We start from the raw sequence: 23,160 nt of genomic DNA, 5'->3' as shown, positions 1-23,160 counted from the left end.
AGGCCTCAGCCGTGCAGCGGCAGGGTCAGGGTGGTCGGCGCGCCCTCCACCAGCCGGACCGGCACGCCCCAGTCCTGGGCGTTGAGGTGGCAGGCCGGGTACTCGATCGCGGGGTCGGCGTCGCAGCTGGCCGCGTGGGCCGTGACGTGCAGGACCCCCTCGGGCACGGACGGGTCCAGGCGCAGGACGCGGTCGAGCGGGACGTCGTCGCCGGCGCCCTCGAGCAGCAGCCCCGGCGGGGTGGACGAGACCTGCAGACGCGTCGACGGTCCGTAGCGGTCGTCGTACTTCTGGCCGGCGGCCGGCGTGAACACGACGTCGAGGCGGACCTCACCGGGCGCCAGCTCGGTGACCGGCCGCTGGGTGCGGTGCGAGCCCGAGTCCAGGATCTGGCCGACGAGGGTGGCCGGCAGCGCGATCCGCGTGAGCCGGTGGGCCGAGGACTCCACGACGAGCAGCGTGGACCCGCCGTCGAGCACCACGATCCCGCTCGGCTCGGCCAGACCCGTGGCCAGCGTGCTGACCTCCCCGTCGGCGTAGCGGCGCACCGCGCCGTTGTACGTGTCGGCGACGACGACCGACCCGTCGGGCAGCACCGCGACGCCGAGCGGGTGCTGCAGGCGCGCCTCGCTCGCCGGGCCGTCGCGGTGGCCGAAGTCGAACAGCCCCTCGCCGACGACGGTGTGCACGGTCCGCTCCACCGGGTCGACCCAGCGCAGCGCCGACGTCTCGGAGTCGGCCAGCCAGATCTTGTCGTCGGCCCCCACGGCCAGCCCCGACGGCTGCGCGAACCACGCCTCGTGCAGCGGGCCGTCGAGCAGCCCCTCGTTCATGGTGCCGCCGAGCAGCTCGATCGAGCCCTGCTTGTCGTCGAACGCCCACAGCGTGTGGTTGCCGGCCATGGCGACGACGAACGCGCCGAGCGGCTCCGACCAGGTCACGTCCCACGGGGACGACAGCTTCTGCCGACGGGGGCCGGGGACGAAGGATGCCGCCGGCTGCGGGCGGTGGTCGCCGGGGCCGTCGGCCGACCCGAGCGTCAACGAGGACGCGAACGCGGCGAGCTCGTCCCCGGGCAGGCCGATCACGGGCATCGAGGCGGCCTCCTCCTCGGGCTCGTCGTCGTCCCACGGCAGGAAGTTGTCGGCCGCGCCGACCATGTACTGCTCACCCGTGCCGGCCACGGTGGTGACCACGCCGTCCGCCAGCCGGACCCCGCGCAGCGCGTGGTTGACCGTGTCGGCGACGAGCACGTCGTAGCCCAGCCACGGGCGCAGCTCGTCGGGGACCAGGCACAGGCCGTTCGGCTCGCTGAACCGGGCCTCGTCGGGGCCGCCGTCCACCAGCCCGCGCTCGCCGGACCCGATGCGCCGGACCAGCGTCTCGCCGTCGGCCTCGAGCTCCGCGAGGCTGTGGTGCCCGGCGTCCGCGACGAGCAGGTGGCCGTCGGGCAGGACGATCGCCTTGGCCGGGAAGCGCAGCGTGCCCTCGCTCGGCGCCGGTGGCACGTACGGACCGTCGCCGCGGTGCAGCGTGCCCTTGGCCTCGTGCTGGGCGATCAGCTCGCCGACCAGGATCTCGACGTTGTGCTTGTGGCCCTCGCCGGCCATCTGCGCGACGACGTAGCCCTCGGGGTCGATCACGACGAGCGTCGGCCACGCCCGCGCGGTGTACGCCGACCACGTGACCAGGTCCGGGTCGTCCAGCACGGGGTGGTGCACCTCGTAGCGCTCGACGGCCGCGGCCAGCGCGACCGGGTCGGCCTCGTGCACGAACTTCGGGGAGTGCACGCCGACGATCACGAGCACGTCGCGGTGCTGCTCCTCGAGCTCCCGCAGCTCGTCGAGGACGTGCAGGCAGTTGATGCAGCAGAACGTCCAGAAGTCGAGGATGACGATCTTGCCGCGCAGGTCCGCGAGGGTCACGTCACGGCCGCCGGTGTTCAACCACCCCCGGCCGACCAGCTCGGACGCACGGACCCGGGGCAGACGACTCTCACGCACGGGTCCATTCTCACTCAGCGTCATCGGCCGGTCGCACCCACCCCGAGAACGTCAGTTCGCCGCGAGAACGGCAGTTCACAGTGACGTTCTCGCGGCGAACTGACGTTCTCGGCCGTGGGCCGGTCGTCACTCGGCGCGCGCCGCACACGCCGGCGGTCCACTTGTCGGACGCTGGACCCCTCGTACTGCGGTCAGCGGCGGCGCGCGCGCAGGTCGTCGGCGATCTGCTGTGCCTGGGTGTGGACCAGCTGGCGCAGGAGCCAGTAGCGGTGCGCGACCACCTCGGCGGGCGCGCACGTCTCGCACGAGTGCTTCCACTCACGGCGCGCCTGCGCGATGTCCTGGTCGGTCACCTCGACCCGCAGCTGGTCATCCATAGGGTCAGGGTGTCGTGCCCGTCGAGCGAAGAACAGGGTGAATCCGTACCTTGATCGCAATTGCACGGGTGATGTGACCCGCAACACACCCGTTCGGGCCCGGAATTCGTCGTCGATCGGGCGACGGCCGATCGCGCATCCGGGTCAGGTGCGGTCGAGGACGTAGATGCGCGGGTGGTGGCCCTTGGCGAACACGCGCGTCTCCGAGCGGACCCGCCAGAGGGCGTCGGCGTCGCGCAGGCAGCGCTCCATGACCTTGATCTCGTGCGTGAGGACGACGAACCGCGCACCGGGCGCGGCGGCGTCGTGGGCGGCCTGCAGCATGCCGGCGTGGACCTCGGCGTTGGTCGCGTGGGTCCCGTGCAGGGTGCCCCATGGCGGGTCGGCGAGCAGCAGGTCGTACCCGGTGCCCGCGGCCTCGACCAGCGCGGGTCCGGTGCAGTCGGCGCGGAGCAGCCGGGCGTCGCGGCCGAACGTGGCGGCCGTGAGGTTCTCCGACGAGGCCGTGAGCGCGTCGGACGACAGGTCGGCGCCGACGGCGTCGGTGACGGGGCCCGCCGCGAGGCGCTCGACCAGCAGCGTGCCGGAGCCGCACATGAGGTTGAGGACGCGGTCGGCCGGGTCCACGCCGCCGAGCCGGACCATGGCGGCCGCGATCGTCGCGTTGACGGCTCCCGGGTAGTCGGTGACGCGCCACCGGCGTGCAGAGAGCGGTCGCGAGCCCAGGCGGACCAGCACGTCCCACCCGGGCTCGCCGGACGGGCCGGGACGGACCCCGCGGCGGACGCGCAGGACGAGCTCGCCCTCGCGGTCGTCGTACTTCAGGCCGGTGGCCTCCGCGAGGAGGCCGGCGAGCCGCTCGAAGACCGCCGAGTCGCTGCCGGCGGCCTCGAACCGGAACGTCGACGAGCTACCCGCCCGCAGCGAGGCGTACATGGCGTCGACGATCCGGGACAGGTGGTCGCCGCTGGTCAGGGACTTGGGGCGCGGGACGTCGAACCGCAGCACGAGGAACGCGGCGACGGCGGTGCGCAGTGCGAGGGCGTCGGCGGGCGGACCCCACGCCGCGACCTCCAGGGCGTCGTCGCGGCCGGGGACCGGGGTCGGCTCGCCGTCCAGCAGGAGCACCTCGGCCGCCTCGTCGGAGACGAGCGACCCCAGGCCCGGGAGGAACGTGAGCTCGAGGGCCGTCGACCGGCGGACCGGGGGGCGGGAGCGCGGTCGGCGCTCGACGGGATGGCTGCCGTGGTGGGCGGGCGGAGGTCCGCCGCGTGCGCGCTTGGCCACCGGGTCAGGCCGGCACGACGGCTGCGGCACCGACGGCGCGGAGCACGAACGCCTCGGTCTGCGCGATCGCGCGCTCGCGCTCCGGCCCGTCCGGGGGGACGCCGCGGCCGGACAGGCAGGCGTTGATCAGCGGGACCGTCACGTCGAGATCCTGCTCCGGGAACGCGCCGGACTCGATGCCCGCGGCGAGGATGCCGCGCAGGATCTGCTCGACCACCACGACGTGCTCGCGGACGCGCTGCTGGGTGCCGCGCGAGAGGACCGACCGCAGCTCGGGCCCGGGCGCCAGGTGGTAGACGCGGGTCAGCGCGGCCTGCTGCCGGACGTAGGTCTGCAGCTGCTCGGTCGGGTCGTCGATGTCGTCGAGCGAGCGCTGCAGCGTCGCGGCGTACTGCTCGGTCTCGTGCGTGATGAACCCGAGGAGCAGCGACTCCTTGTCGGGGAAGTGGTTGTAGACGGCCGTCCGGCCGACGCCCGCGGCGGACGCGATCTCGGCGAGGGTGATGGCGTCGAAGCCCTGGTCGGCCATGAGGTTCGACAGCGCCGCGAAGAGCTTCTGGCGGGTCTGCTCACGGTGCTCGTGCAGCGATCCGCCGATGATCTTGGGCATCGTGACATCATCGCACGGTCTGTCACCAAAATGCGCCCGGGGGCGACGATCGTCGACGACACCCGGCCGAAATCCTGGGCGGGACGACTGTCCAGTTCGTACACTTTTCGCACGGACGTCCAGCTGCGCTCGACCACGGCACGGTCGACGACGGCGTCGGAGGGAGTCGGATGGTGGACATCGCCGACTCCGCGCGCGTGCGTGCGGCCCACGAGCGCTTCGTCACGACAGGCCAGGTGTCCAGCCGCGCGGTCCGCTCGATCGTCGCCGACTCGTGGCGGCGCAGCCTGCGCAGCGGCGTCGACCCCGAGGTGCAGAACGTGCCGGTCGACATGGGTGGAAACGACCTCGTCGGCTACCGCGGCTCCCTCGCCCTGGCCGCGGCGATGCCGGTGGTCCGCGAGCTCCTCGTCCGCCCCGGTGCCGACGCGGGGTGGGTCACCGCGCTCACCGACGACGTCGGCCGGATGCTGTGGGTCGAGGGTGACCGGGCCGTGCGCCGCGGGGTCGAGGGCGTGGGGTTCGTCGAGGGCGGCGTCTGGAGCGAGGACGCCGTCGGGACCAACGCGCTGGGGACCGCGCTCGCCACGGACCAGGCGGTGCAGGTCGTCGGCACCGAGCACTATGCACGCAGGGTGCAGCCGTGGAACTGTGCGGCCGTCCCCGTGCGCAACCCCGACGGCCGACTGCTCGGGGTGCTCGACGTGACGGGCACCGACGTCGTGGCGTCCCCGCTGGTGATGTCGCTGGTCCGGGCCACGGTCGCCGCGATCGAGGCCGAGCTGGCCCGGGTGGCGCCGGCCTCCGCCCCGCCGGCCTCGTCGCTCGTCCGGACCGCTGGCCCCGTCGCCCGGCTCCGGGTCCTCGGCGCGCCGATGGTGCACCTCGGGTCGGCGGACGTCCGCCTGACCCTGCGCCACGCGGAGATCCTGCTGCTGCTGAGCAAGCACCCGGGCGGCCTCAGCGGGGACGAGCTGGCCGTGCTGCTGAGCGAGCACGAGCTGTCCGACGTGACGGTCCGGGCCGAGGTCTCGCGGCTGCGGCGGCTCGTCGGCCCCCTGCTCAGCGAGTCCCGGCCCTACCGCCTGACGTCACCCCTGCGCACGGACGCCGACATGGTGCACGCGCTGCTCGACGCCGGCGACACCGAGGCGGCGCTGACCGCGTACCCGGCGCCCGTCCTGACGCGTTCCGTGTCGCCGGGGGTCGAGCGCGTCCGCGAGGAGCTCACGGCCGACCTGCGCGCGGCCGTGCTGGCGAGCTCGCAGCCTGCGGTGGTCAGCCGTTGGCTCGCGTCCGACGACGGCGCCGACGACTGGCAGGCGTGGGAAAGGCTGGCCTGGCTCGCACCCAAGGGCTCACCGGTGCACGTCCGCGCGGTCGGTCGGCTGGACCTGCTGGCGCGCCGGCTGGGCGCGCCCGCTCCCCACCGCCCGTAGGGCTACGGCGCGGGTCGACCATGTCGTTGGCCGTCTGACCGGGGCCGATGGCATCGCCAAGCACATGCTCGGCGCTGCAACCCTCCTGCAACCCCTCCCGCCCTAGCGTCCGAACCAGTCGGCCGGGCGTGGGCTGGAGGGGAGCCCACGCCCGGCTGCGACGCCTGAGCACGCCGGCGCCGGGCGTGCCGCGAAGGTGGCGGGACATCGACGGCTCCTGGCAGTGGTGCGCGGGACGCGTCGTCTAGCCTGCGGACCATGACGAGCAACGAGGAGATCCAGCCCGACACCAAGGACTGGACCTGGGTCCTGTCGCAGCGGTGCCCGGAGTGCGGGTTCACGGCCGCGGACGTGGACGGGCCGGCGATCGGCGGCACGGTGCGGGACCTCACGCCGCGCTGGGTCTCGGCGCTGCACCGGCCGGACGCGCGGACCAGGCCCGAGCCCACCACCTGGTCGACCCTCGAGTACGGCGCCCACGTGCGCGACGTGTTCCGGGTCTTCGACGGCCGCCTGGAGCTGCTGCTCACGCAGGACGACCCGCTGTTCGCCAACTGGGACCAGGACGCCTCGGCGCTCGAGGACCGGTACGACCAGCAGGATCCGACGGTCGTCGCCGAGCAGCTGGTGGAGGCCGCCGAGACGGCCGCCGCGCGGTTCGACTCCGTGGCGGGCGACCAGTGGGACCGGTCCGGCCGGCGGTCCAACGGCTCGGAGTTCACCGTGCTGACGCTCGGCCAGTACTTCCTGCACGACGTGGTCCACCACCTGCACGACGTGCACGCCTGACCGGTTGTCCACAGGCACTGTCCACAGGGGTGTGCAACACGGTGAATCCTGTGGAGAACGCGGTGACCTGCGGGCTTTCGTAACACAACCGCATCACGAGGTGTGTACCGTCCGCCCGCATGAGCCTGCCGCAGGTGGTCCTCCCGGGTGATCTCGACGGCCGGCACGTCCTCGTCGTGCCGAAGGGCACGGACGTGGCGGGCCTGGCCGCGGCCTGGTTCCCCGACTCCGCCTGGACGCGCGAGCCCGTGACGGCGGCACAGGCCGCGGCGAGCGCGCGGCCGATGAGCGGCGCGCGCTTCCGCGGCAGGGTCGCCGACGACGCCGAGCCGACGCCGGGCTCCCTCCGTCTGGACGCGTCGGCGTCGCTCGAGGGACCGACGCCACTCGCGGGGTCCCAGGCCCAGGCTGCCGGTCTCCCGCCACAGGACGCCGACCTGTACGCCGTGGTTCCCGTCGACGAGCGTGCGTCGCTCGACCTGGTCTACGGCTGGATGTCCGCCGCGGCCCGCCGCGCCGGCGGCGCCATCGTGCCCGCGGACCGCGCCCGGCCGGTCGTCCCCGACCCCGGGTCAGCGGTCGACCTGACCCTCTGGTCGCCCGTGCCGCTCTCGGCGCAGGACGCCGTCCCGCTGCTGCGGCCGGCCATGACGGGCGCCCGCGTCGGTCCGACCGACGTCCCGCAGCAGCCCGCAGGCGACGGCCCCGCCGCGTTCTCGGTGACGGGCACGTTCGAGTACGACGGGGCGATCACCGTGCGGACCGGCCGCTCGCGCGAGGTCCCCGTGGCGCTGTCGCGGCTGGACTGGCGCGAGTACGGGCCGTGGTCGTACCACGTGACCTGGGAGCCGCCGCTGCCCGACGAGCTGCAGAGCGAGCACCCGTCGCAGCTGCACCTCATCGCGCGCTCGCGGGTGCAGCCGTCGGTCGCGCGCGTCGCGGCGGCGCTGTGGCGCGCGGTCGGCGGGACCGTGGTCGACGGCGGCGGGTTCGTCGTGCCGCCCGACGAGCTGCGGGACCGGGCGGCCTCGCGTCGCTAGAGGTAGGGCTCCGCGCCGGACGGCACCAGGTCGACCGAGACCGTCAGGCGCGACCCCGAGCCCTCGGTGAAGATGACCCCGCGCAGCGGCGGGACGTCGTCGTAGTCGCGGCCCCAGCCGAGCAGCACGTACCGGTCGTCGACCAATTGGTCGTTGGTCGGGTCCACCTCGACCCAGCCCGCACCGGGCACCCACGCGGAGACCCAGGCGTGCGAGGCGTCGGCGCCGCGCAGCTTCTCGCGGCCGGCCGGCGGGCGGGTCTCGATGTAGCCGCTCGAGTACCGGGCGGGCAGACCGTGCAGCCGCAGCGCCGCGATCATCAGGTGTGCGAAGTCCTGGCAGACGCCGGCCTTCTGGGCGAGCAGCTGCGCCTGGGTGGTATGCACGGTGGTGGAGCCCGACCGGTACGCCAGCTCGGTGCGGATCCGGTGCGCCAGCTCGACCAGGACGTCCACCACGGGACGGTCCTCCGAGAACGTCGGCGCGGCCCAGTCGCGGACCTCGTCGGCGAACGTCACGTGCGGGGAGGGCAGCAGCGCCTCGCGCAGGTCGACGAGGCCGGGGTCGAGCCGGCCCACCTCGCCGGCCGCGACGCGACGCGCGACCTCGTGCCAGCCCACGGTCGGCAGCGCGGCGGGGTCGGGCGCGTGCCGGGTGACCTCGATGGTCGAGCGTGCGGTGACGACGAGCCGGGTGTGGGGCGTCGTGACGCCGAAGTAGGTGGTGCGGTTGCCGAAGTAGTCGACGTGCATGTTCGTGTCCGCGGGCGGCGGATCGATGTCGATGGACGTGCTCAGGCACGCCTGGCCCGGCACGTCGCGCGGCGTCATCGTCGTGCGGCCGTAGGAGTCGGTCACCACGTTCGCGTACGTGTAGGTGGTGCGGTGCACCAGGTCGTAGGTGCGGGTCACTCGCCACCACCGTCCCGGGCGTCCCACGGGTCCTCGAGCGCGCGGCTCGGGGCCAGGCGGACGAAGTGCACGCGCTCGATCTCGTCGGCGGCCGAGTGCAGCCGCCACAGCATCGACTCCAGCGTCTCGGCCAGCCGCGCCCGGCGCCCGTCCTCCGTGACCGCGCCGGCGACGGCCACCGGGTCGACCTCGGCGAGCAGGTCGACCACGTCGGCGAGCAGGTGGTCGCGCTGGTCGGGGGCGCGGCCGGCGAGGGGGACCAGGGCGAGCGACTCCTGCAGCCGGTCCAGCTGGTACGCCAGGGACCGCGGGTTGGTGGGGTCCAGCAGCAGCAGCTCGAGCAGCTCGGCCAGACCCGCGCCGGTCTGGTGGCGGCGGCGGAACGTGATGGCCGACTCGTGGGCCAGCAGGATCGCCTCCCGGACCACCGAGTCGACGTCGGCGGGGCGCTGCTGCACGACGGTGTCGAGCAGGCTCTGGACCACGTGCTGCGCGCGCTCGATGCGGCGGCCGGCGTCGAGGAACTGCCAGCCCACGTCCCGGACGAGGCCCTCGGCCGTGATGCCGGCGACGGCGAGGAGGCCCTCGAGCACGCGGTCGAGGGCGGGCCGCAGACCCGCCGTGGTGCTGCCGCCGACCACGCCCAGGTCCAGCGCGTCCCGCCCGTGCGACCGACCGCGGGTCCTGTTCCGCTCGTCGCGCAGCGCGCGGTCGATCCGGGCGAGCGGCCCGAAGGTGTCGGTCGACAGCTGGTCGCGCACCGCGGCGGCGGACGCGGCCAGCCGACGCACCGACCGCGCGACCGTCCCGGGCGTGCGCGGGTCCAGGACGAGCTCCCGGAACGCGGGGGTCGCCGGCTCGGCCGGGGTCAGGGCCGCGAGGAGCACCTCGAGCGCCTGGCCGCCCGCGGAGGCCGGGCGCTTGTGGAAGTCGTCCCAGCGATCGATGACCACGCGCAGCACCCGGGCCGAGTCCTCGGCGCGCTCGGCGTACCGGCCCATCCAGTAGAGGTTCTCGGCGGTGCGCGGCGAGATGCCCGTCGCGGGGCGCCGCGGCGTCGGCGCCTCTCCCGCGGAGGACTCGTCGGACGGCACCCACGGCTCGACCGGGGCGTCGGGCTGCGTCGACAGCACCCAGACGTCCTTGGCGGCGGCGCCGAGGGCCGACGACACGACGTGCCCGGCCGCCACGCGCGCGAGCCCGCCGGCCATGACCGTGTACGACGACCGGTGCGCGACCGCGTAGGTCCGCAGCACCGCGGCGCGCGGCCCCAGGTCCGCGGGCCCGACACCCTCCGCCGACGGCAGGTCGCTGCCGACGCCCACGGGCGACCCGTCCACAGTGGGCCCGACCGGCCCGACCGGCTCCTGCCCCACCCAGAGCCAGGGCTCCGCCGAGATCCGCGCCGCCAGCAGCTCGCGCTCGCGGTGGCTGAGCGTCCAGCCCAGGATCGTGCCGATGTCGGTGCCGCGGACGGTCGGCAGGATCACCAGCTGCTCGAGGCGGCTCACGACGTGCTGCAGCGACCTCGGCTCGCCGCACCACCAGGTCGGGGCCGACGCCAGCGTGAGGTCCTGGTCGAGCACCGCGTTGGCCAGTCGCGGCAGGTACGTGAGCAGCGCGGGGTTCTCGAGCACCGAGCTGCCCAGCGGGTTGACCACGCTCACGGTCCCCGCACGCACGGCCCGGACCAGCCCGGGGACGCCGAGCCGGGACCCCTGCCGCAGGTCCAGCGGGTCGCACCACTCGGCGTCGACGCGCCGCAGCACCACGTCCACAGGCTCGAGGCCCTCGACGCCCCGCATCCAGACGCGGCCGTCGCGGACGAGCAGGTCGGAGCCCTCGACCAGGGGCAGGCCGAGCATCGACGCGAGGTAGGCCTGGTCGAACGCGGTCTCGCTCGCCGGCCCGGAGGTGAGCAGGACGACCCGCGGCTGCTCGTCGTGCCCGGGGGCGACGTCCCGCAGCGCCAGCCGCAGCGCGCGGAAGAACGGGCCGAGCCGCTGGATCGACGCCTGCCGGTACACGCCCGCGAGCACCTGCGAGACGATCCGCCGGTCCTCCATCGCGTAGCCGACGCCGGACGGCGCCTGCGTCCGGTCCGCGACCGCGCACCACGCCCCCGAGCCGTCGCGGACGAGGTCGGTGGCGGTGAGCACGAGCTCGCGGCCGCCGGGGAGCCGCAGCCCGTCGACGGCGCGGACGAACCCGGGGTGCCCGAGCACGACCGTCGGCGGCAGCAGCTTGTCCGTGAGCAGGCGGCGGTGGCCGTACGCGTCCTGCAGGATCGCGTCGAGCAGCTCCGCGCGCTGCACCAGGCCCGCGTCGAGCCGGGCCCACTCGGGCTCGTCGACGATGACCGGCAGCGGGTCGAGGTGCCAGGGGTGCTCGCCGTCCTCCTGGTCCGCGCCGTACGTGACGCCGTGGTCCGCCAGCAGCCGCTCGGCCTCCTCGCGCGCCCGCGCGAGGTCCGGTGCGGTCGGGGCGTCGGCGGGGTCCGGGAGCCAGGACCAGTCCGCGCGGTGGTCGACCAGGCCCTCGCCCAGAGGGCGCGGGGAGGAGAGCAGGTCGGTCACAGACAGGAGTGTCTCCTACGACGACGCCACCCGTCCGGGTCGGCGCGCTGCTCAGAGCAGCCGGCGGTCGTCCGTGACGTCAGCCACCGAGACGTCCACGCGCACGCGGTCGACCGGCGGGCTGGTCAGTCCGAGGGTCTCGGCGACCGCGGTCGCGGCGACGCGGCGGACGTCGGCGGCCAGCGGGAGCACCGGCGTGCCGTACAGGACGACGAGCTCGACGGTGAGCCGGTCCAGGTCGTCGTCCGGCGTGGTGGTGCACGCGATCCGCAGCGCGCCGGCGTCGGGGACACCGGCCAGGGCGGACCTCACGCGAGACACCAGTGCGGCCGACGCCACCCACAGCTCGCCGCCCGGCAACCGCCCGCGGACGGGTGCGGACGGTCGGAACGCGCGGACCGCGGCGGCGACGACGTCGTCGCGCAGGGCTACCCACCCGGAGTCGGTGTGCTCGCGCAGCGTCCGGGCGGCGTGGGCGAGCAGCTGGTCCGCGTTCATCGCCACGCCTCCATCCGCTGGATCAGGTGCACCCGGGCCCGGTGGAGCTGGCCGCGGACCGTGCTGGTGGTCGTGCCGGAGACCTCGGCGATCTGGTCGTACGTCAGACCTTCCACCTCCCGCAGCAGCCACGTCGAGCGCGGGCCCGGCGGGAGCTCACGCAGCGCCGCGTTCAGCGCCTCGAGCAGGTCCGCGTCCTCGGCCGACCGTTGCGGGTCGACCGCGCGGCGATCGACCTCGTCGTCCGGGGCGAACGGCAGGGGCAGCGCGGTCCGGGTGCCGCGGCGCTGCAGCGACCGCACCTTGTGCGCCGTGATGGCGAACAGCCAGGTGCGCAGCGTCGACCGGCCCTCGAAGAGCGGCAACGAGGTCCACGCGGCGGCGAACGCCTCCTGCACGCAGTCCTCGGTGTCCCGAGGATCATCGAGCATCCGGCGGGCGTAGCGATAGAGCGCGGGGCCATGTCGGTCGACGACGAGCGCGAACGCCCGGCGGTCGCCGAGCCCGGCCCGTCGGGCGAGCACCTCGTCGGGAACCTCCGGCTCGTCCATCCCGAGCACTGTGTGCCCGCGCGACGGCCCGCGCATCCGGGCCGGTGTGACGCAGGTCACATTCGTCCCGCGTGACGAATCGGACGCGACGACGACCAACCAGGTGAACGTGCCGACACCCGTCGAGAGAAGGTCACCCATGAGCGAGTCCGCTATGGCCGTCACACCCCCCGCCACCCGAGCCCGCCAGAGCGCGCTCGTCACGCCCGAGGGCAGCACGACGATCGCCGACACGGTGGTCAGCAAGATCGCCGGCATCGCGGCCAGCGAGGTCACCGGGGTGCACTCCCTGGGCGGCGGCGCGGCCCGGGCGATGGGCAGCCTGCGCGAGCGCATCCCCGGCGCGCGCACCAACCACTCCCAGGGCGTCTCCGTGGAGGTGGGTGAGACCGAGGCGGCGGTCGACCTCGATCTCGTCGCGGAGTACGGCGTCTCGATCGCGGACCTGGCCAACGGCATCCGTCGCAACGTCATCAGCGCGGTCGAGCAGATGACCGGGCTGCACGTGGTCGAGGTCAACGTGTCCGTCAACGACGTGCACCTGCCGCAGGACGACGCGTCGCCGGCGGCCCCGCAGGAGCAGCGGGTCCAGTGACGGGTCCCGACGAGGCGCCGGTCCCCACGCCTCTCGAGGTCGCGCCCGACGTCGCCCCGATCGACCTGGTCGAGCCACTCGTCGTCGTCATCGGCGACGTCGCCCCCGAACCCCTCACCCCGGCCGAGGCCGTCGCCGCCGCGGTGCTCGCGGTCCCGGGCGTCGTCCGGCTGCACGGCGGCCGGTTCGGCGAGCTGGGCACCTACCTGCCGGGCCGTCGGGTGACGGGGGTGCGGATCGACGACGAGGGGACCGAGGTGCACCTCGTCGTCTCCGACCTCGTCCCCGTGCCGCAGACCGCCGCCCGCGTCCAGCGCGTGGTCTCGGCCATCGCACCGAGGCCCGTCCGCGTCCACGTCGAGGACATCGACACCATCGTCTGAGGAGTCACCATGTCGTCTGTCGCCATCGGGCTGTTCGCCGGCCTGCTGCTCGCCCTCGTCGCCGCCGTCGGCGGGTTCAGCATGTTCGTGCTCGCCCTCGTGCTCGCGGGGGTCGGGGTGCTGGTCGGCCTGGTCGTCGACGGGCGCCTCGACCTGTCCGGCGTCGTCGCGGGCCGCCGCCGTGGCTGACCCCCGCGGCACCCTGACCATCGCCGACCGCGCCCTCACGCGGATCGCCCGTCAGGTGACCCTCGAGGTGCCCGGCGTCGCGCCCGAGGACTCCGCCGGCACGATCGAGCGCCGGCTCGGGCGCAGCTACCCCCGCGTGCAGTGGCAGCGCGCCGGTACCCGGGCCCGCGTGCAGGTCGAGGTCGCGATCACGTGGCCGGCGTCGGCTGCGAGCGTCACGCTCGGGGTGCAGGAGGCGGTCCGCCGCGAGCTCGAGCGGCAGGCCGGCCAGGACGTCGCCCACGTGAGCGTGGCCGTCCGGGAGGTCGTTCGGGCCGCGACCGCGGCGCGACCGGCGGCGAGGGTGCGATGACCCACGTCGACACCCCGAGCGGCTTCGCCCCGGCCGCCCCGGCCACCCGCGCGGGGCGGGTCGCGTGGTGGAGCATCGCGCTCGCCGTGCTGCTCGTCGCGCTCGGCGTCCTCGTCCTGCGCGAGGCGCTCGTCGCCGCCGGGACCGTGGACGGGGAGCCGTGGCTCGCGCCGGTCGTCGACGGCACGGACGGCGTCGAACCGTCGACGCTGGTGTCGGTGGTCGGTGTGGTGCTCGCCCTGCTGGGGCTGTGGCTCGTCGTCGTGGCCCTCGGTCGCCGGGTCCGCACGCGGCTCGCGGTCACGTCGTCGGCCGGCACGACCACCGGCATCGGCGACGCCGCCCGCCTCGCTGCCTCGGCCGCCGACGACGTGGACCGGGTGCTGTCCGCCAAGGCGTCCGCGACCCGACGGTCAGTGACCGTCACCGTGACCACCCTCGAGGGCGACGACGTGTCCGACGCCGTGCGCGCCGCGGTGACCGACCGGCTGTCGCCGCTGGTGCAGCCCCTCGCCGTCCGCGTGGTCAGCCGCGTCACGGCCGGCCTCCACGCCGGGGGTGACGGGCGATGAGGCGTTCGATCCTCGCGTTCGACCGGGTGGTGGTCCTGCTGCTCGGGCTCGTCCTCATCGTCGTCGGCGTGGCCGCCGTGGGGTGGCAGGTGGGCTTCCTGTCCGACGTGTGGCCCGACGCCCCCGAGTCGGTGGACGTCGACACCGGTCAGGTCACCGACGCCTCCAGCTTCGCCGTCCTGGCGGGCGTCGTCGGCGGAGCGCTCGTCGTCATCGGCCTGTGGTGGGTGCTGGCGCACCTGCCGCGGCGGTCGGTCGGGTCGCTCCGGCTCCCGTCGGGCCCGACATCCGGCCGGCTCGTGATCGACCCCGGGCCGGCGGTCGCCACCGCGGCCGAGGTGCTGGCCGACGACCCCGTCGTCCGGTCCGCGCGCGGAGCGGTGCTGGCCGACCGCGGCGAGCTCGTGGTCCGGCTGCGGGCGACCGTCGACCCGGACTCCGACCTCGACGCCGTCGTCGGGGCGTGCGACCGCGTGCTCGCCGACCTCGCGCACGTCCTGCCCGCCGAGCAGCTGCGCTCCCGGGTGGAGCTGTCGGTGCTCCGGCGCGGGGAGGCAGGCCCGCGCGTGCGGTGACGATGTCGGACGTGCGCGGCAGACTCGTCGAGGGACGACCGACGAGTGCGAGGGGCGTGCGATGGGCAGGGATGCGGTCACGGGGTGGGTCGAGCGGTACGAGCAGGCGTGGCGCGACCAGGACGTGGACGGCCTCGACCGGCTGTTCCACGAGGACGCGCGCTACCTGCGCTCGCCGTACGCCGAGCCGCTCGACGGCCTGGAGGCCATCCGCGAGTTCTGGGTGGACCCGACGCCGTTCGAGATGACCGCGGAGGTGATCGCGGCCGACGGGCGGGACGCGGTGGTGCGCGTCGAGGTGCAGTACGGCGGCGACAAGCCGCAGGAGTACCGCGACCTGTGGGTCCTGCGGTTCGGCCCCGACGGACGTGCCGAGCTCTTCGAGGAGTGGGCCTACTGGCCCGAGAAGGCGTACACCGAGTCGGGCGACGCCTGACCGCGGTGCAACCGTTCACGGTGCACGTGCCCGACGAGGTCCTCGACGACCTCCGGGAGCGGCTGCTCCGGGCCCGCTGGCCGCAGACCCTCCCCTCCGCCGGCTGGTCGCGCGGCGTGCCCGAGGAGTACCTGCGCGCGCTCGTCGATGCGTGGTGCACCGAGTACGACTGGCGCCGGGTCGAGGCGCGGCTGAACGAGGTCGAGCAGGTCCGGCTCGAGCTGGACGGCCAGACGTTCCACATGCTGCACGCCCGCTCGGCGGACCCGGCCGCGCTGCCGCTCGTCCTCACGCACGGCTGGCCCGGCTCCGTGCTCGAGTACCTGGACCTGCTGGCCCCGCTGACCACGCCCGGCCCGGACGCGTTCCACGTGGTCGTGCCGTCGCTGCCCGGCGTGGGGTTCTCCACGCCGCTCGCCGACGAGGGCTGGGACCACCACCGGATCGCGCGGGCGTGGGCAGAGCTGATGGCGTCGCTCGGCTACGACCGCTATGGCGCGGCCGGCGGGGACACCGGGTCGGTGGTGTCGCCCGAGCTCGGCCGCGTCGCCCCCGGCCACGTCGTCGGCGTCCACGTGCACGGCAACCTGGACGTCCCAGCCGTGGACGGGCCGCTGACGTCCGCGGAGATCGAGCGGCTGGCCGGCGCGGCGCGGCGCCGGGAGACGGACACGGGCTACGCGGCGCTGCAGTCGACCCGGCCGCACACCCTCGGCTACGCGCTCGCGGACTCACCCGTCGCGCAGCTCGCGTGGGTCGTCGACAAGCTCCACGACTGGACCGACCCGGCCGTCGACGACCCGGCCGAGGCGGTCGGCCGCGACCACCTGCTCGACCTCGCGACGCTCCTGTGGGTCACCGGCACGGGCGCGACCTCGACCCACCTGTACTACGAGAACCGCGTCGCGGCGCCACGGCCGGCGGTCGTCGACGAGGTCCCGTTCGGTCACGCGCTGTTCCCCACCGACCCGGCGATCCGCCAGGCCGACGCCCGCGAGCACCGCCTGGTGCACTGGACCGAGCACGAGCGCGGCGGCCACTTCGCGGCGCTCGAGGCGCCGAACCTGCTGGTGGGCGACCTGCGAACGTTCTTCCGCCCGCTGCGCTAGGCCTCCGGCGCGCGGCACCGGCGGCGTCGGACCTGTGGTGTCGCGACGTCCCGCACATCTGGAGCCCGCGCGGCGTCGGGACCCTCGCGTGAAGACTTCGTCTCGCGGGGCGCGACGAAGTCTTCACGCGGGTGCCGCGCCGTGCCTCGTCAGCCGGCGCGGTTCGGGGGCTCGAAGTGGATGCCGTCGTGGCCGGCGGACTCCTCGGCGCGGATGACGTGCATGACCGCGTTGATGAGGGCCAGGTGCGTGAAGGCCTGCGGGAAGTTGCCGAGGTGCCGGCCGCTGCGCGGGTCGATCTCCTCGGCGTAGAGGTTGAGGGTGCTGGCGAACGACAGCAGCCGCTCGCACAGGGCGCGGCCGCGGTCGAGCTCGCCGATCTCGACGAGGGCGGACACCAGCCAGAACGAGCAGATGGTGAAGGTGCCCTCCTCGCCCGCCAAGCCGTCGTCGGTCTCCTCGACGCGGTAGCGCAGGACGAGGCCGTCGGTCGTGAGCTCGTCGGCGATCGCGAGGACGGTGGCCCGGACGCGGGGGTCGGCGGCCGGCAGGAACCGCAGCAGGGGGATCAGCAGCAGCGACGCGTCGAGGGCGTCGGACCCGTACCGCTGCACGAAGACGCCGCGCTCGTCGACGCCGTTGGCGCAGATGTCGGCGCGGATCTCGGCCGCGAGCTTGCTCCACTGCTCCGCGAAGTCGTGCTCGTCGTGCATGCGGGCCAGGCGGGCGCCGCGGTCGAGGGCCACCCAGCACATGAGCTTGCTCGACGTGAAGTGCTGGGGCTCGCCGCGGACCTCCCAGATGCCGCGGTCGGGCTCGTGCCAGTGCCGGATCGCGGCCTCGACCTGGCGCTTGAGCACGGGCCAGAGCGCCTCGGGGAGCTGCTCGCGGGAGCGGGTGTGCAGGTACACCGAGTCGAGCACGGCACCCCAGACGTCGTGCTGCGCCTGGTCGTAGGCCGCGTTGCCGATCCGCACCGGCTGAGCGCCCTAGTACCCGGACAGGTGGCCCAGCTCGGCCTCCTCGAGCCGCTCCTCGCCGCCGACGCCGTACATGATCTGCAGGTCCTTGTTGTCCACGCAGACGTCGTGGATGAACGCGAAGAAGTCGTTGGCCTCCCGGTCCAGGCCCAAGGTGTAGAGGCCCCAGAGCGCGAAGGTCGAGTCGCGGATCCACGCGTAGCGGTAGTCCCAGTTGCGCTCGCCGCCGGGGGTCTCGGGGAGCGAGGTCGTGGCCGCCGCGAGCAGGGCGCCGGTGGGGGCGTAGGTCAGACCCTTGAGCGTGAGCGCGCTGGTCTGCAGGTAGGTGCGCCAGGGGTGGTCGGGGAAGACACCCTGCGTGATCCACTCGCGCCAGTACTCCTGCGTGCGCCAGAGATGGTCGGCGGCGGCCTCCCACGTGGCCGGCGCCGGCAGCGGCGACCAGGACAGCGCGATGTAGGCCTTGTCGCCGTTGACCATGCGGGTGCGCGCGGACGCGGTGCGGCCGTCGATGCCCATCCGCAGGCTCGACGTGAGTCGCAGCGTGGGGCAGCGGGAGCCCTCGGGCGGCGTCGCGTGCACGGCGTTGTAGCCGGAGCCGTCGTACTCCCAGCGCGCGTCGCCGCGGCCGTAGTCCGGCGACGGGTCGCACTCGACCTGGAGGTCGACCGTCCCGCTCACGCAGGTGATGGTCCGCAGCAGGATGTGCTCGGCGTCGTCGTCGGTCGGGGTGCGGCGGTGCGTCGCCGACCGCTCCTCCTGGTTGTGCCACGGCCCCATCACCATGGCGTCGCGGACGATCAGCCAACCGGTCGGCGTCTGCCACGTCGTCTCGAGGACGAGGGTGCCCGGCAGGTAGCGGCGGGCCGTCGGGACCCGGATGCCGTGCGGCCCGACCCGGAAGGAGCCGGCGCCGCGGTCCAGGATCGAGGCGAAGATGCTGGGCGAGTCCGGCCTGGGGACGCACATCCACTCGACCGCACCGGCCGGGGAGATCAGGCAGTTGGACTCGCAGTCGGACAGGAACGCGTAGCTCGCGATGGGCGGGAACGGCGACCGGTGCGCGCCGTCGGACTCACGCGCGAGAGCGGCCTGCGGGCTGGCTGGGGACGGCGCCATGTCTCAGCGTGACGGAATCGCCCCCGGTTGTCAGCAGAGCAGGCTGACGATCTCGTACGTCTCGGGGTCGGCCTGGGCTCTGATGCGCTCCCGGGCGAGGGCGAACGCCTCGGCGGGCGTCGCGACGACGGCGCTCGCGCGGATCTCGGGGGCGCAGCTCAGCACGCTGTACAGCGGTCCGAGGGGGTTGCCGTCGTCGTCGCACTTCTCGACGGCGACGACGAGCACCTGGTGCAGCACGTCTGGGGTGGAGTCGGTGATGAGCGTCACACCGTAGTCATCGGCACGTGGGGACCGTTCCTGGAACGAATCTGTGGGGCAAGCCGTGCAGGACCCGTGAGAAGGTCGTGCTCATGCCCGCTGTCATCCGGCCGTTCCACCCGTCCGACCTGCCGTCGATCTACCGCATCTGCCTGCTCACGGGCGAGGTGGGCGGCGATGCGACGGCGCTGTACCGCGACCCGGACCTGCTGCCGCACCTGTACGCCGGGCCGTACCCGATCGCCGACCCGGGCCTGACGTTCGTCGTCGTCGACGAGCTGGGGATCGTCGGCTACATCGTCGCCACGGCCAGCACGCCCCAGTTCGAGCAGTGGCTCGAGGAGGCCTGGTGGCCCGTGCTGCGGGAGCGGTACCCGCGGCGCGAGGACCCGCAGGACGGCACGGAGGACCACGTGCTGGTGGAGCGGATCCATGACTGGCCGCGCGCGGACGGAGCGCAGTTCGAGCGGTTCCCCGCGCACATGCACATCGACCTCCTGCCGCGCGCGCAGGGGCACGGGCTCGGGCGCCGGCTGATCGCGACGCTGTCGGAGGCGCTGCGCGCCCGCGGCGTCCCGGGGCTGTGCCTCGGGGTCGACGAGCGCAACCAGGGTGCGATCGCGTTCTACCACCGGGTCGGGTTCGAGCTGGCGAGCCAGCACGACTGGGGACGGACCCTGACGCTCGACCTCACGTGACGGGGCCGTCGTCCTCCGGGGGCGTGCTCCGCTGCAGCGCGAGGAGCTGGTCGACGTCCGCGAGGCTGGCGCCCGGCATCGACAGCAGGGCGCGGAGCCGCTCGAGCGGGGCGGCCGCCTCGTCGGGCGTGCTGGGCGCGGTCTTGCGGGGTGACAGGAAGAGGTTGGCGAGGTAGCCGGTGAACGTCCCGAAGATGCCGACGCCGACGATGATGATCATCGACCCGATCACCCGGCCCTCGTTGGTCACCGGGTAGCGGTCGCCGTAGCCGACGGTCGAGATCGTCACGATCGTGTACCAGAGGGCGTCGGAGGCGTCGGTGATGTTCGCACCCGGGGCGTTGGCCTCGACGCCGAGGATCGCCATGCTGCCGAACTGGAGCACGAGGATGCCCGTGAACAGCAGCGTGAACAGCGCGCTGCCTGCACGGTCGCGGACCAGCCTCCGCAGCACGGCACGGCCGCCCACCTCGCGCAGCAGCCGGAACACGCGGACCAGGCGGAAGATGCGCAGGAACTTGAGCTGGGGGAACGGGAGGCTGGCCAGCAGGTCGGCCCACCCGAAGTGCCGGAAGAAGTAGCCGCTGCGCGAGGAGGCGGTCGCCAGTCGGTAGCTGAAGTCGACGAGGAAGATGCCGCTGAAGATCGCGTTCATGACCAGCAGCACCTGGTCGAGGTCGCCGCCGCGCCGGGCGAAGGCGATGAGGATCAGGTTGAAGATCGACAGCAGCGACAGCGCGCCGATGAAGATCTCGTAGCCGATGTTCTTCAGCTCGCTGCGCGTCGCGCTCACGATCGGAGTGTCTCAGTCGCGACCCGCTCCGGCGTCGACCGACGCGAGCCAGGGCAACAACGTCCTCAGGGCGCGCTCCGCCACGAGGCCGTGACCGGTGCCGGGGATCCGCTCGACGTGCACGTCGGTGCCCAGGGCACGCTCGTGCGCGACGAACTCGGCGGTGATCTCGGGCCTGACCAGCTGGTCGGTCTCGCCCGCGACGACCAGGAGGACGCCCACGGCCGCGCGCGCGATCCCTCGGCCGAGGCGCATGGTGCCCGAGCGTACGAGGGGTGGCCGTCACGCGAAGAGTGTGACGGCGGTCAATGACTTCTTGACTCTCGGGTGTCACGGGCGCACTCTTGGAGAGACGTCGCAGGGCCGGATCCCCAGGAGGGTGGGGATCCGGCCCTGCGCGGACGTCAGCGTCAGCTGCCCGGCTCCGGCACCGTCACGTTGGAGCCGCCCGTGATCGACGGGTCTGCGACGTCGGAGGCGATGACGACCCAGAGACCCGGACCGGGCACCAGGCCGCCGGACGGCGGGCTGAACATGACCTGACCTTCGTCGGCAGCCGTGAACGTGTACGTGCTCGGTGCGACGTCGGCCCCGGCGGGCGAACCCTGGACGCCGAGCGCGATCGTGCCCCGGTAGGAGGTGGCGATGTTGCCGGAGCGGTCGAGCACCGTGACTCCGAGGCTGAACCGCGCGCCTGCCGCGACGATGCCCGGGGTCGTGACCGCGAGCCGAGCGGGGGGGCCGGGCGTGATGAGGATGACGCCCTCCCCACGGATCAGGGGAGACGCCGAGTCCCACACGTCGATCTCGCGGGTGCCCTCGATCAGCAGCGTCGCGTCGTCGAACGTGTGGGTGCCGCGGTCCGCCGCGGTGAACGTGTAGCCGGACACCCGCGGGTCTCCGGCGTTGGCCGAGGTGATCGTGCCGCGGTAGCCGCTGACCACGTTGTAGAACGGGTCCTTCGCCGTGACTGTCAGCGGGAACGGTTCGCCGGACGTCGCCGTCGCAGGCACGACGACCGCGAGCCGGCTGACGGCGGCCGCCGAGACGGCTATCGGGCCGCCGGTGCCCGTCACCGGGCCGGCGCTCGCGGTGAGAGTGCGGTTCCCCGCGGTGTGCAGTGCCACGCCGGCGAACGTGCGGACCCCGCCGTCCGACGCGGTGAACGTGTACGGCGCAGGGAGCACCGGGGCGCGCGGGTCGGTGCTGGCGAACGTCACGGTGCCGCGGAACGCGCGGACGATGTTGAAGAACGGGTCCTTCGCTGTCAGCTGGACCGAGAAGGGCGACCCGGCGACGGCCGTCGACGGAGTCGCGACCGCGAACCTGGTTGCGGCGCCCGGCGACACCGCGATGGCGGCCGTCCGACCGGTGATCGTGGCGTGGGTGGTGTCGGTGGCCGTGACGGTGCGTGAGCCCGCCTGGTGGAGCACGACACCCGCGAACAGGTGGGTGCCATGGTCCGCTGCCGTGAAGTGGTACGCCGCCGGCAGCACGGGTGCGCGGGTGTCGTTGCTGGTGAACGCGACCGAGCCGCGGTAGTCGGTCGCGACGGCGCCGCCCGCCGTGCGCGCGGTGACCCGCACGGCCACCGGGCTCCCGGCCACGGCGGACGCCGGCGCCGAGGCGACGAGGGTGGCGGCGGGCGTCGCGGCCACGGCGGTCGTCGCGGAGCCGACGAGGGCCAGGCACGCCAGGGCGGCGACGAGCGCCGCCCACCGCGCAGGACGGGACGTCGCGCGAGCGACCATGTCGCACCTCACCCTGGAGGGCGCTCCGCCGAGGCTCGACCTCGGTGCGGCCCAGCACTCCTCAGCGTGATGACCGCTCGACTGCAGGACAAGGCCGCCGGCGGGTGAAGAGGCTCGTGAGGAGCGGACGGAGCGGGTGACGAGAATCGAACTCGCGCTATCAGCTTGGGAAGCTGAAGTTCTGCCACTGAACTACACCCGCGCGACCGACAGGATCGGTCCGGCAGAGAGCATACCTGGATGGATCGGTGAGGCGAACTCAGCCGCGGAGCGTCATCGTGAAGGCGCCTGCGCGCTCCTCGCCCGGGTCGAGGACGAAGACGCCGGTGCCGGGCACGCCCGCCGCGTGCAGCGAGAAGCCGTTGTTCACGTTGGTGACGGGCTCGACCGCGAAGTACGAGCGTCGCCGAGGCGCGTAGACGACGAGGTGCGCGTACACGGGATCGGCGTGCACGTCGACCGAGACGCCGAGGTCCTCGTAGGTGATCCGGGCGGGGGCGCCCGGCTCCCAGTCGGTGAGGACGTCGTCGACGAACCCGAGCCCCAGCCGCCGGGCCACCCGGAAGTCGGCGCGCGCCGGCACGTCTCCCGCAGGGCCCTGGGCGAGCGCGTTGACCAGCGAGTAGCCCTTGCGCGTGGGGACCTCGAGCACGGGTTCGCCGGGGGTCGGCGGGGCCGACGTGCCCACGGGCGAGAGCGTGCGCTGCAGGTACGGGTGGTGCCCGAAGCCTGCCGGGAACGGCTCGGCGTCGATGTTGCGCACCGAGGTGCCGACCGTGAGCCGGTCGCCGGTCAGCGCGTAGGTGATCTGCGCGCGGAACTGCCAGGGGAAGTTCACGCCGACGAGCCCCGTGGTGTCGAGCTCGAGGACGACCCGCGACTCCGAGCGCTCCGTGACCGACCAGGCCGAGTACGCGACGGCGCCGTGGATCGCGGTCCCGTCGGCGCCGTTGCGCTGGAGCTGCCACGTGCGACCACCGAACGTCAGCAGGCCGTCGCTGATCCGGTTGGACCACGGCACCATCGGAAAGCTCGAGCACTTCTCCGGCTGGCCCAGCGCGGACGACCGCGTCGGACGCAGCAGGTCGCGCCAGACGCCGTCGGACGTGCGGATGCGCCCGCCCGCGAGGGACGCTCCGGTGGCCGGGAGCACGTCGAGCTCCCACGTCGCGCTGCGGAGGGTGACCATCCGCGACGTCTCGAGGGTGGGCGGCGCTAGCGCTTCGATCTCCTGGACAGCCGTCATCACAGAGCTCCGCCGGACCC

The 23,160-nt window shown here is 73.9% G+C and carries 25 protein-coding genes, 1 tRNA gene and 1 pseudogene; 12 read left to right on the top strand and 15 right to left on the bottom strand.

Features of this window, described 5'->3' with window-relative positions; translation table 11 throughout:
- Positions 1 to 5: 5 nt before the first annotated feature.
- From AC1DT4_RS05155 to AC1DT4_RS05140, 4 genes are all read right to left on the bottom strand, one after another.
- The gene (locus AC1DT4_RS05155; RefSeq protein ID WP_477088694.1) at positions 6 to 2,027 is read right to left on the bottom strand and encodes an NHL domain-containing thioredoxin family protein; all 2,022 of its coding nucleotides are present in this window, start codon (positions 2,025 to 2,027) and stop codon (positions 6 to 8) included.
- 167 nt (positions 2,028 to 2,194) lie between these two features.
- On the bottom strand, positions 2,195 to 2,380 hold the full coding sequence (locus tag AC1DT4_RS05150; protein WP_477088693.1) for a hypothetical protein: 186 nt from the start codon (positions 2,378 to 2,380) through the stop codon (positions 2,195 to 2,197).
- Between the two features lie 144 nt (positions 2,381 to 2,524).
- Positions 2,525 to 3,667: a methyltransferase gene (locus AC1DT4_RS05145; RefSeq protein ID WP_477088692.1), complete on the bottom strand. Its 1,143-nt coding sequence runs from the start codon at positions 3,665 to 3,667 to the stop codon at positions 2,525 to 2,527.
- A 4-nt stretch (positions 3,668 to 3,671) separates the two neighbouring features.
- Positions 3,672 to 4,277, bottom strand: coding sequence for a TetR/AcrR family transcriptional regulator (locus tag AC1DT4_RS05140; protein ID WP_477088691.1), 606 nt, complete (start codon positions 4,275 to 4,277; stop codon positions 3,672 to 3,674).
- A gap of 170 nt (positions 4,278 to 4,447) precedes the next feature.
- On the opposite strand from AC1DT4_RS05140, the gene AC1DT4_RS05135 reads away from it, so the two are divergent.
- The 3 genes from AC1DT4_RS05135 to AC1DT4_RS05125 all read left to right on the top strand — a co-directional run bounded on the left by AC1DT4_RS05135 (position 4,448) and on the right by AC1DT4_RS05125 (position 7,545).
- Positions 4,448 to 5,716, top strand: a complete 1,269-nt coding sequence (locus AC1DT4_RS05135) for a helix-turn-helix domain-containing protein (protein WP_477088690.1) — start codon at positions 4,448 to 4,450, stop codon at positions 5,714 to 5,716.
- A 258-nt stretch (positions 5,717 to 5,974) separates the two neighbouring features.
- A complete protein-coding gene (locus AC1DT4_RS05130) occupies positions 5,975 to 6,505 on the top strand; it encodes a DinB family protein (RefSeq protein ID WP_477088689.1) in 531 nt (176 codons plus the stop codon).
- Positions 6,506 to 6,624: 119 nt separating this feature from the next.
- The gene (locus AC1DT4_RS05125; RefSeq protein ID WP_477088688.1) at positions 6,625 to 7,545 is read left to right on the top strand and encodes a hypothetical protein; all 921 of its coding nucleotides are present in this window, start codon (positions 6,625 to 6,627) and stop codon (positions 7,543 to 7,545) included.
- On the opposite strand, the gene AC1DT4_RS05120 is transcribed toward AC1DT4_RS05125, so the two are convergent.
- From AC1DT4_RS05120 to AC1DT4_RS05105, 4 genes are read right to left on the bottom strand one after another with little or no spacing between them, the layout of a single operon-like run.
- Positions 7,542 to 8,456: a transglutaminase family protein gene (locus AC1DT4_RS05120; RefSeq protein ID WP_477088687.1), complete on the bottom strand. Its 915-nt coding sequence runs from the start codon at positions 8,454 to 8,456 to the stop codon at positions 7,542 to 7,544. The two genes, AC1DT4_RS05125 and AC1DT4_RS05120, sit on opposite strands and share 4 nt — an antisense overlap.
- A complete protein-coding gene (locus AC1DT4_RS05115; RefSeq protein ID WP_477088686.1) occupies positions 8,453 to 11,032 on the bottom strand; it encodes a circularly permuted type 2 ATP-grasp protein in 2,580 nt (859 codons plus the stop codon). The genes AC1DT4_RS05120 and AC1DT4_RS05115 overlap by 4 nt, the downstream gene beginning before the upstream one ends.
- A gap of 51 nt (positions 11,033 to 11,083) precedes the next feature.
- Positions 11,084 to 11,530, bottom strand: a complete 447-nt coding sequence (locus tag AC1DT4_RS05110) for a hypothetical protein (RefSeq protein WP_477088685.1) — start codon at positions 11,528 to 11,530, stop codon at positions 11,084 to 11,086.
- Complete coding sequence (locus AC1DT4_RS05105) at positions 11,527 to 12,081, bottom strand: RNA polymerase sigma factor (protein ID WP_477088684.1); 555 nt, start codon at positions 12,079 to 12,081, stop codon at positions 11,527 to 11,529. Before AC1DT4_RS05105 ends, AC1DT4_RS05110 begins: the two co-directional genes overlap by 4 nt.
- A 139-nt stretch (positions 12,082 to 12,220) precedes the next feature.
- Here AC1DT4_RS05105 and AC1DT4_RS05100 point away from each other — a divergent pair, with 139 nt between their 5' ends.
- The 8 genes from AC1DT4_RS05100 (at position 12,221) to AC1DT4_RS05065 (ending at position 16,292) form a co-directional block, all read left to right on the top strand.
- Positions 12,221 to 12,676, top strand: coding sequence for an Asp23/Gls24 family envelope stress response protein (locus AC1DT4_RS05100; protein WP_477088683.1), 456 nt, complete (start codon positions 12,221 to 12,223; stop codon positions 12,674 to 12,676).
- Positions 12,673 to 13,059 (top strand): hypothetical protein, encoded by a 387-nt coding sequence (locus tag AC1DT4_RS05095; RefSeq protein ID WP_477088682.1) that lies wholly within the window; start codon positions 12,673 to 12,675, stop codon positions 13,057 to 13,059. The genes AC1DT4_RS05100 and AC1DT4_RS05095 overlap by 4 nt, the downstream gene beginning before the upstream one ends.
- A 9-nt stretch (positions 13,060 to 13,068) precedes the next feature.
- A complete protein-coding gene (locus AC1DT4_RS05090) occupies positions 13,069 to 13,248 on the top strand; it encodes a DUF2273 domain-containing protein (RefSeq protein ID WP_477088681.1) in 180 nt (59 codons plus the stop codon).
- On the top strand, positions 13,241 to 13,600 hold the full coding sequence (locus AC1DT4_RS05085; RefSeq protein ID WP_477088680.1) for an Asp23/Gls24 family envelope stress response protein: 360 nt from the start codon (positions 13,241 to 13,243) through the stop codon (positions 13,598 to 13,600). The genes AC1DT4_RS05090 and AC1DT4_RS05085 overlap by 8 nt, the downstream gene beginning before the upstream one ends.
- A complete protein-coding gene (locus tag AC1DT4_RS05080; RefSeq protein ID WP_477088679.1) occupies positions 13,597 to 14,172 on the top strand; it encodes a DUF6286 domain-containing protein in 576 nt (191 codons plus the stop codon). The genes AC1DT4_RS05085 and AC1DT4_RS05080 overlap by 4 nt, the downstream gene beginning before the upstream one ends.
- A complete protein-coding gene (locus AC1DT4_RS05075) occupies positions 14,169 to 14,747 on the top strand; it encodes a hypothetical protein (protein ID WP_477088678.1) in 579 nt (192 codons plus the stop codon). The genes AC1DT4_RS05080 and AC1DT4_RS05075 overlap by 4 nt, the downstream gene beginning before the upstream one ends.
- Before the next feature lie 61 nt (positions 14,748 to 14,808).
- Entirely contained in the window at positions 14,809 to 15,183 is a 375-nt protein-coding gene (locus AC1DT4_RS05070; RefSeq protein WP_477088677.1) for a nuclear transport factor 2 family protein, read from the top strand.
- Positions 15,135 to 16,292 (top strand): epoxide hydrolase family protein, encoded by a 1,158-nt coding sequence (locus AC1DT4_RS05065; protein WP_477088676.1) that lies wholly within the window; start codon positions 15,135 to 15,137, stop codon positions 16,290 to 16,292. The genes AC1DT4_RS05070 and AC1DT4_RS05065 overlap by 49 nt, the downstream gene beginning before the upstream one ends.
- A gap of 149 nt (positions 16,293 to 16,441) precedes the next feature.
- Here the strand turns inward: AC1DT4_RS05065 and AC1DT4_RS05060 are convergent.
- Together AC1DT4_RS05060 and AC1DT4_RS05055 are read right to left on the bottom strand one after the other, a co-directional pair.
- Positions 16,442 to 18,391, bottom strand: a pseudogene (locus AC1DT4_RS05060) (glycoside hydrolase family 15 protein).
- A 30-nt stretch (positions 18,392 to 18,421) separates the two neighbouring features.
- Positions 18,422 to 18,661 carry a hypothetical protein gene (locus AC1DT4_RS05055; protein WP_477088675.1) on the bottom strand — a complete coding sequence of 80 codons (240 nt, stop codon included), beginning with the start codon at positions 18,659 to 18,661 and terminating at the stop codon, positions 18,422 to 18,424.
- Positions 18,662 to 18,744: 83 nt separating this feature from the next.
- Here AC1DT4_RS05055 and AC1DT4_RS05050 point away from each other — a divergent pair, with 83 nt between their 5' ends.
- Positions 18,745 to 19,350, top strand: a complete 606-nt coding sequence (locus tag AC1DT4_RS05050) for a GNAT family N-acetyltransferase (RefSeq protein WP_477088674.1) — start codon at positions 18,745 to 18,747, stop codon at positions 19,348 to 19,350.
- On the opposite strand, the gene AC1DT4_RS05045 is transcribed toward AC1DT4_RS05050, so the two are convergent.
- The 5 genes from AC1DT4_RS05045 to AC1DT4_RS05025 all read right to left on the bottom strand — a co-directional run bounded on the left by AC1DT4_RS05045 (position 19,343) and on the right by AC1DT4_RS05025 (position 23,140).
- Positions 19,343 to 20,143 carry an ion transporter gene (locus tag AC1DT4_RS05045; protein WP_477088673.1) on the bottom strand — a complete coding sequence of 267 codons (801 nt, stop codon included), beginning with the start codon at positions 20,141 to 20,143 and terminating at the stop codon, positions 19,343 to 19,345. The genes AC1DT4_RS05050 and AC1DT4_RS05045 overlap by 8 nt on opposite strands.
- A gap of 12 nt (positions 20,144 to 20,155) precedes the next feature.
- Complete coding sequence (locus tag AC1DT4_RS05040; protein ID WP_477088672.1) at positions 20,156 to 20,398, bottom strand: hypothetical protein; 243 nt, start codon at positions 20,396 to 20,398, stop codon at positions 20,156 to 20,158.
- A gap of 155 nt (positions 20,399 to 20,553) precedes the next feature.
- The gene (locus tag AC1DT4_RS05035; RefSeq protein WP_477088671.1) at positions 20,554 to 21,894 is read right to left on the bottom strand and encodes a hypothetical protein; all 1,341 of its coding nucleotides are present in this window, start codon (positions 21,892 to 21,894) and stop codon (positions 20,554 to 20,556) included.
- Positions 21,895 to 22,025: 131 nt separating this feature from the next.
- Positions 22,026 to 22,096, bottom strand: a tRNA-Gly gene (locus tag AC1DT4_RS05030).
- Positions 22,097 to 22,153: 57 nt separating this feature from the next.
- Entirely contained in the window at positions 22,154 to 23,140 is a 987-nt protein-coding gene (locus tag AC1DT4_RS05025) for an aldose epimerase family protein (protein WP_477088670.1), read from the bottom strand.
- Positions 23,141 to 23,160 lie beyond the last annotated feature (20 nt).

It is taken from the genome of Cellulomonas sp. P4_D11, assembly GCF_056401915.1.
Note: the sequence above shows the minus strand (reverse complement) of the source record. Positions and strands in the feature narration are given on the sequence as shown.

Excerpts from the sequence above, each read along its gene's own strand:
- AC1DT4_RS05155 (WP_477088694.1), bottom strand. The coding sequence starts at position 2,027 with ATGACGCTGAGTGAGAATGGACCCGTGCGTGAGAGTCGTCTGCCCCGG.
- AC1DT4_RS05150 (WP_477088693.1), bottom strand. The coding sequence starts at position 2,380 with ATGGATGACCAGCTGCGGGTCGAGGTGACCGACCAGGACATCGCGCAG.
- AC1DT4_RS05140 (WP_477088691.1), bottom strand. The coding sequence starts at position 4,277 with ATGCCCAAGATCATCGGCGGATCGCTGCACGAGCACCGTGAGCAGACC.
- AC1DT4_RS05135 (WP_477088690.1), top strand. The coding sequence starts at position 4,448 with ATGGTGGACATCGCCGACTCCGCGCGCGTGCGTGCGGCCCACGAGCGC.
- AC1DT4_RS05130 (WP_477088689.1), top strand. The coding sequence starts at position 5,975 with ATGACGAGCAACGAGGAGATCCAGCCCGACACCAAGGACTGGACCTGG.
- AC1DT4_RS05125 (WP_477088688.1), top strand. The coding sequence starts at position 6,625 with ATGAGCCTGCCGCAGGTGGTCCTCCCGGGTGATCTCGACGGCCGGCAC.
- AC1DT4_RS05110 (WP_477088685.1), bottom strand. The coding sequence starts at position 11,530 with ATGAACGCGGACCAGCTGCTCGCCCACGCCGCCCGGACGCTGCGCGAG.
- AC1DT4_RS05105 (WP_477088684.1), bottom strand. The coding sequence starts at position 12,081 with ATGGACGAGCCGGAGGTTCCCGACGAGGTGCTCGCCCGACGGGCCGGG.
- AC1DT4_RS05100 (WP_477088683.1), top strand. The coding sequence starts at position 12,221 with ATGAGCGAGTCCGCTATGGCCGTCACACCCCCCGCCACCCGAGCCCGC.
- AC1DT4_RS05090 (WP_477088681.1), top strand. The coding sequence starts at position 13,069 with ATGTCGTCTGTCGCCATCGGGCTGTTCGCCGGCCTGCTGCTCGCCCTC.
- AC1DT4_RS05080 (WP_477088679.1), top strand. The coding sequence starts at position 13,597 with ATGACCCACGTCGACACCCCGAGCGGCTTCGCCCCGGCCGCCCCGGCC.
- AC1DT4_RS05075 (WP_477088678.1), top strand. The coding sequence starts at position 14,169 with ATGAGGCGTTCGATCCTCGCGTTCGACCGGGTGGTGGTCCTGCTGCTC.
- AC1DT4_RS05070 (WP_477088677.1), top strand. The coding sequence starts at position 14,809 with ATGGGCAGGGATGCGGTCACGGGGTGGGTCGAGCGGTACGAGCAGGCG.
- AC1DT4_RS05050 (WP_477088674.1), top strand. The coding sequence starts at position 18,745 with ATGCCCGCTGTCATCCGGCCGTTCCACCCGTCCGACCTGCCGTCGATC.
- AC1DT4_RS05040 (WP_477088672.1), bottom strand. The coding sequence starts at position 20,398 with ATGCGCCTCGGCCGAGGGATCGCGCGCGCGGCCGTGGGCGTCCTCCTG.
- AC1DT4_RS05035 (WP_477088671.1), bottom strand. The coding sequence starts at position 21,894 with ATGGTCGCTCGCGCGACGTCCCGTCCTGCGCGGTGGGCGGCGCTCGTC.
- AC1DT4_RS05025 (WP_477088670.1), bottom strand. The coding sequence starts at position 23,140 with ATGACGGCTGTCCAGGAGATCGAAGCGCTAGCGCCGCCCACCCTCGAG.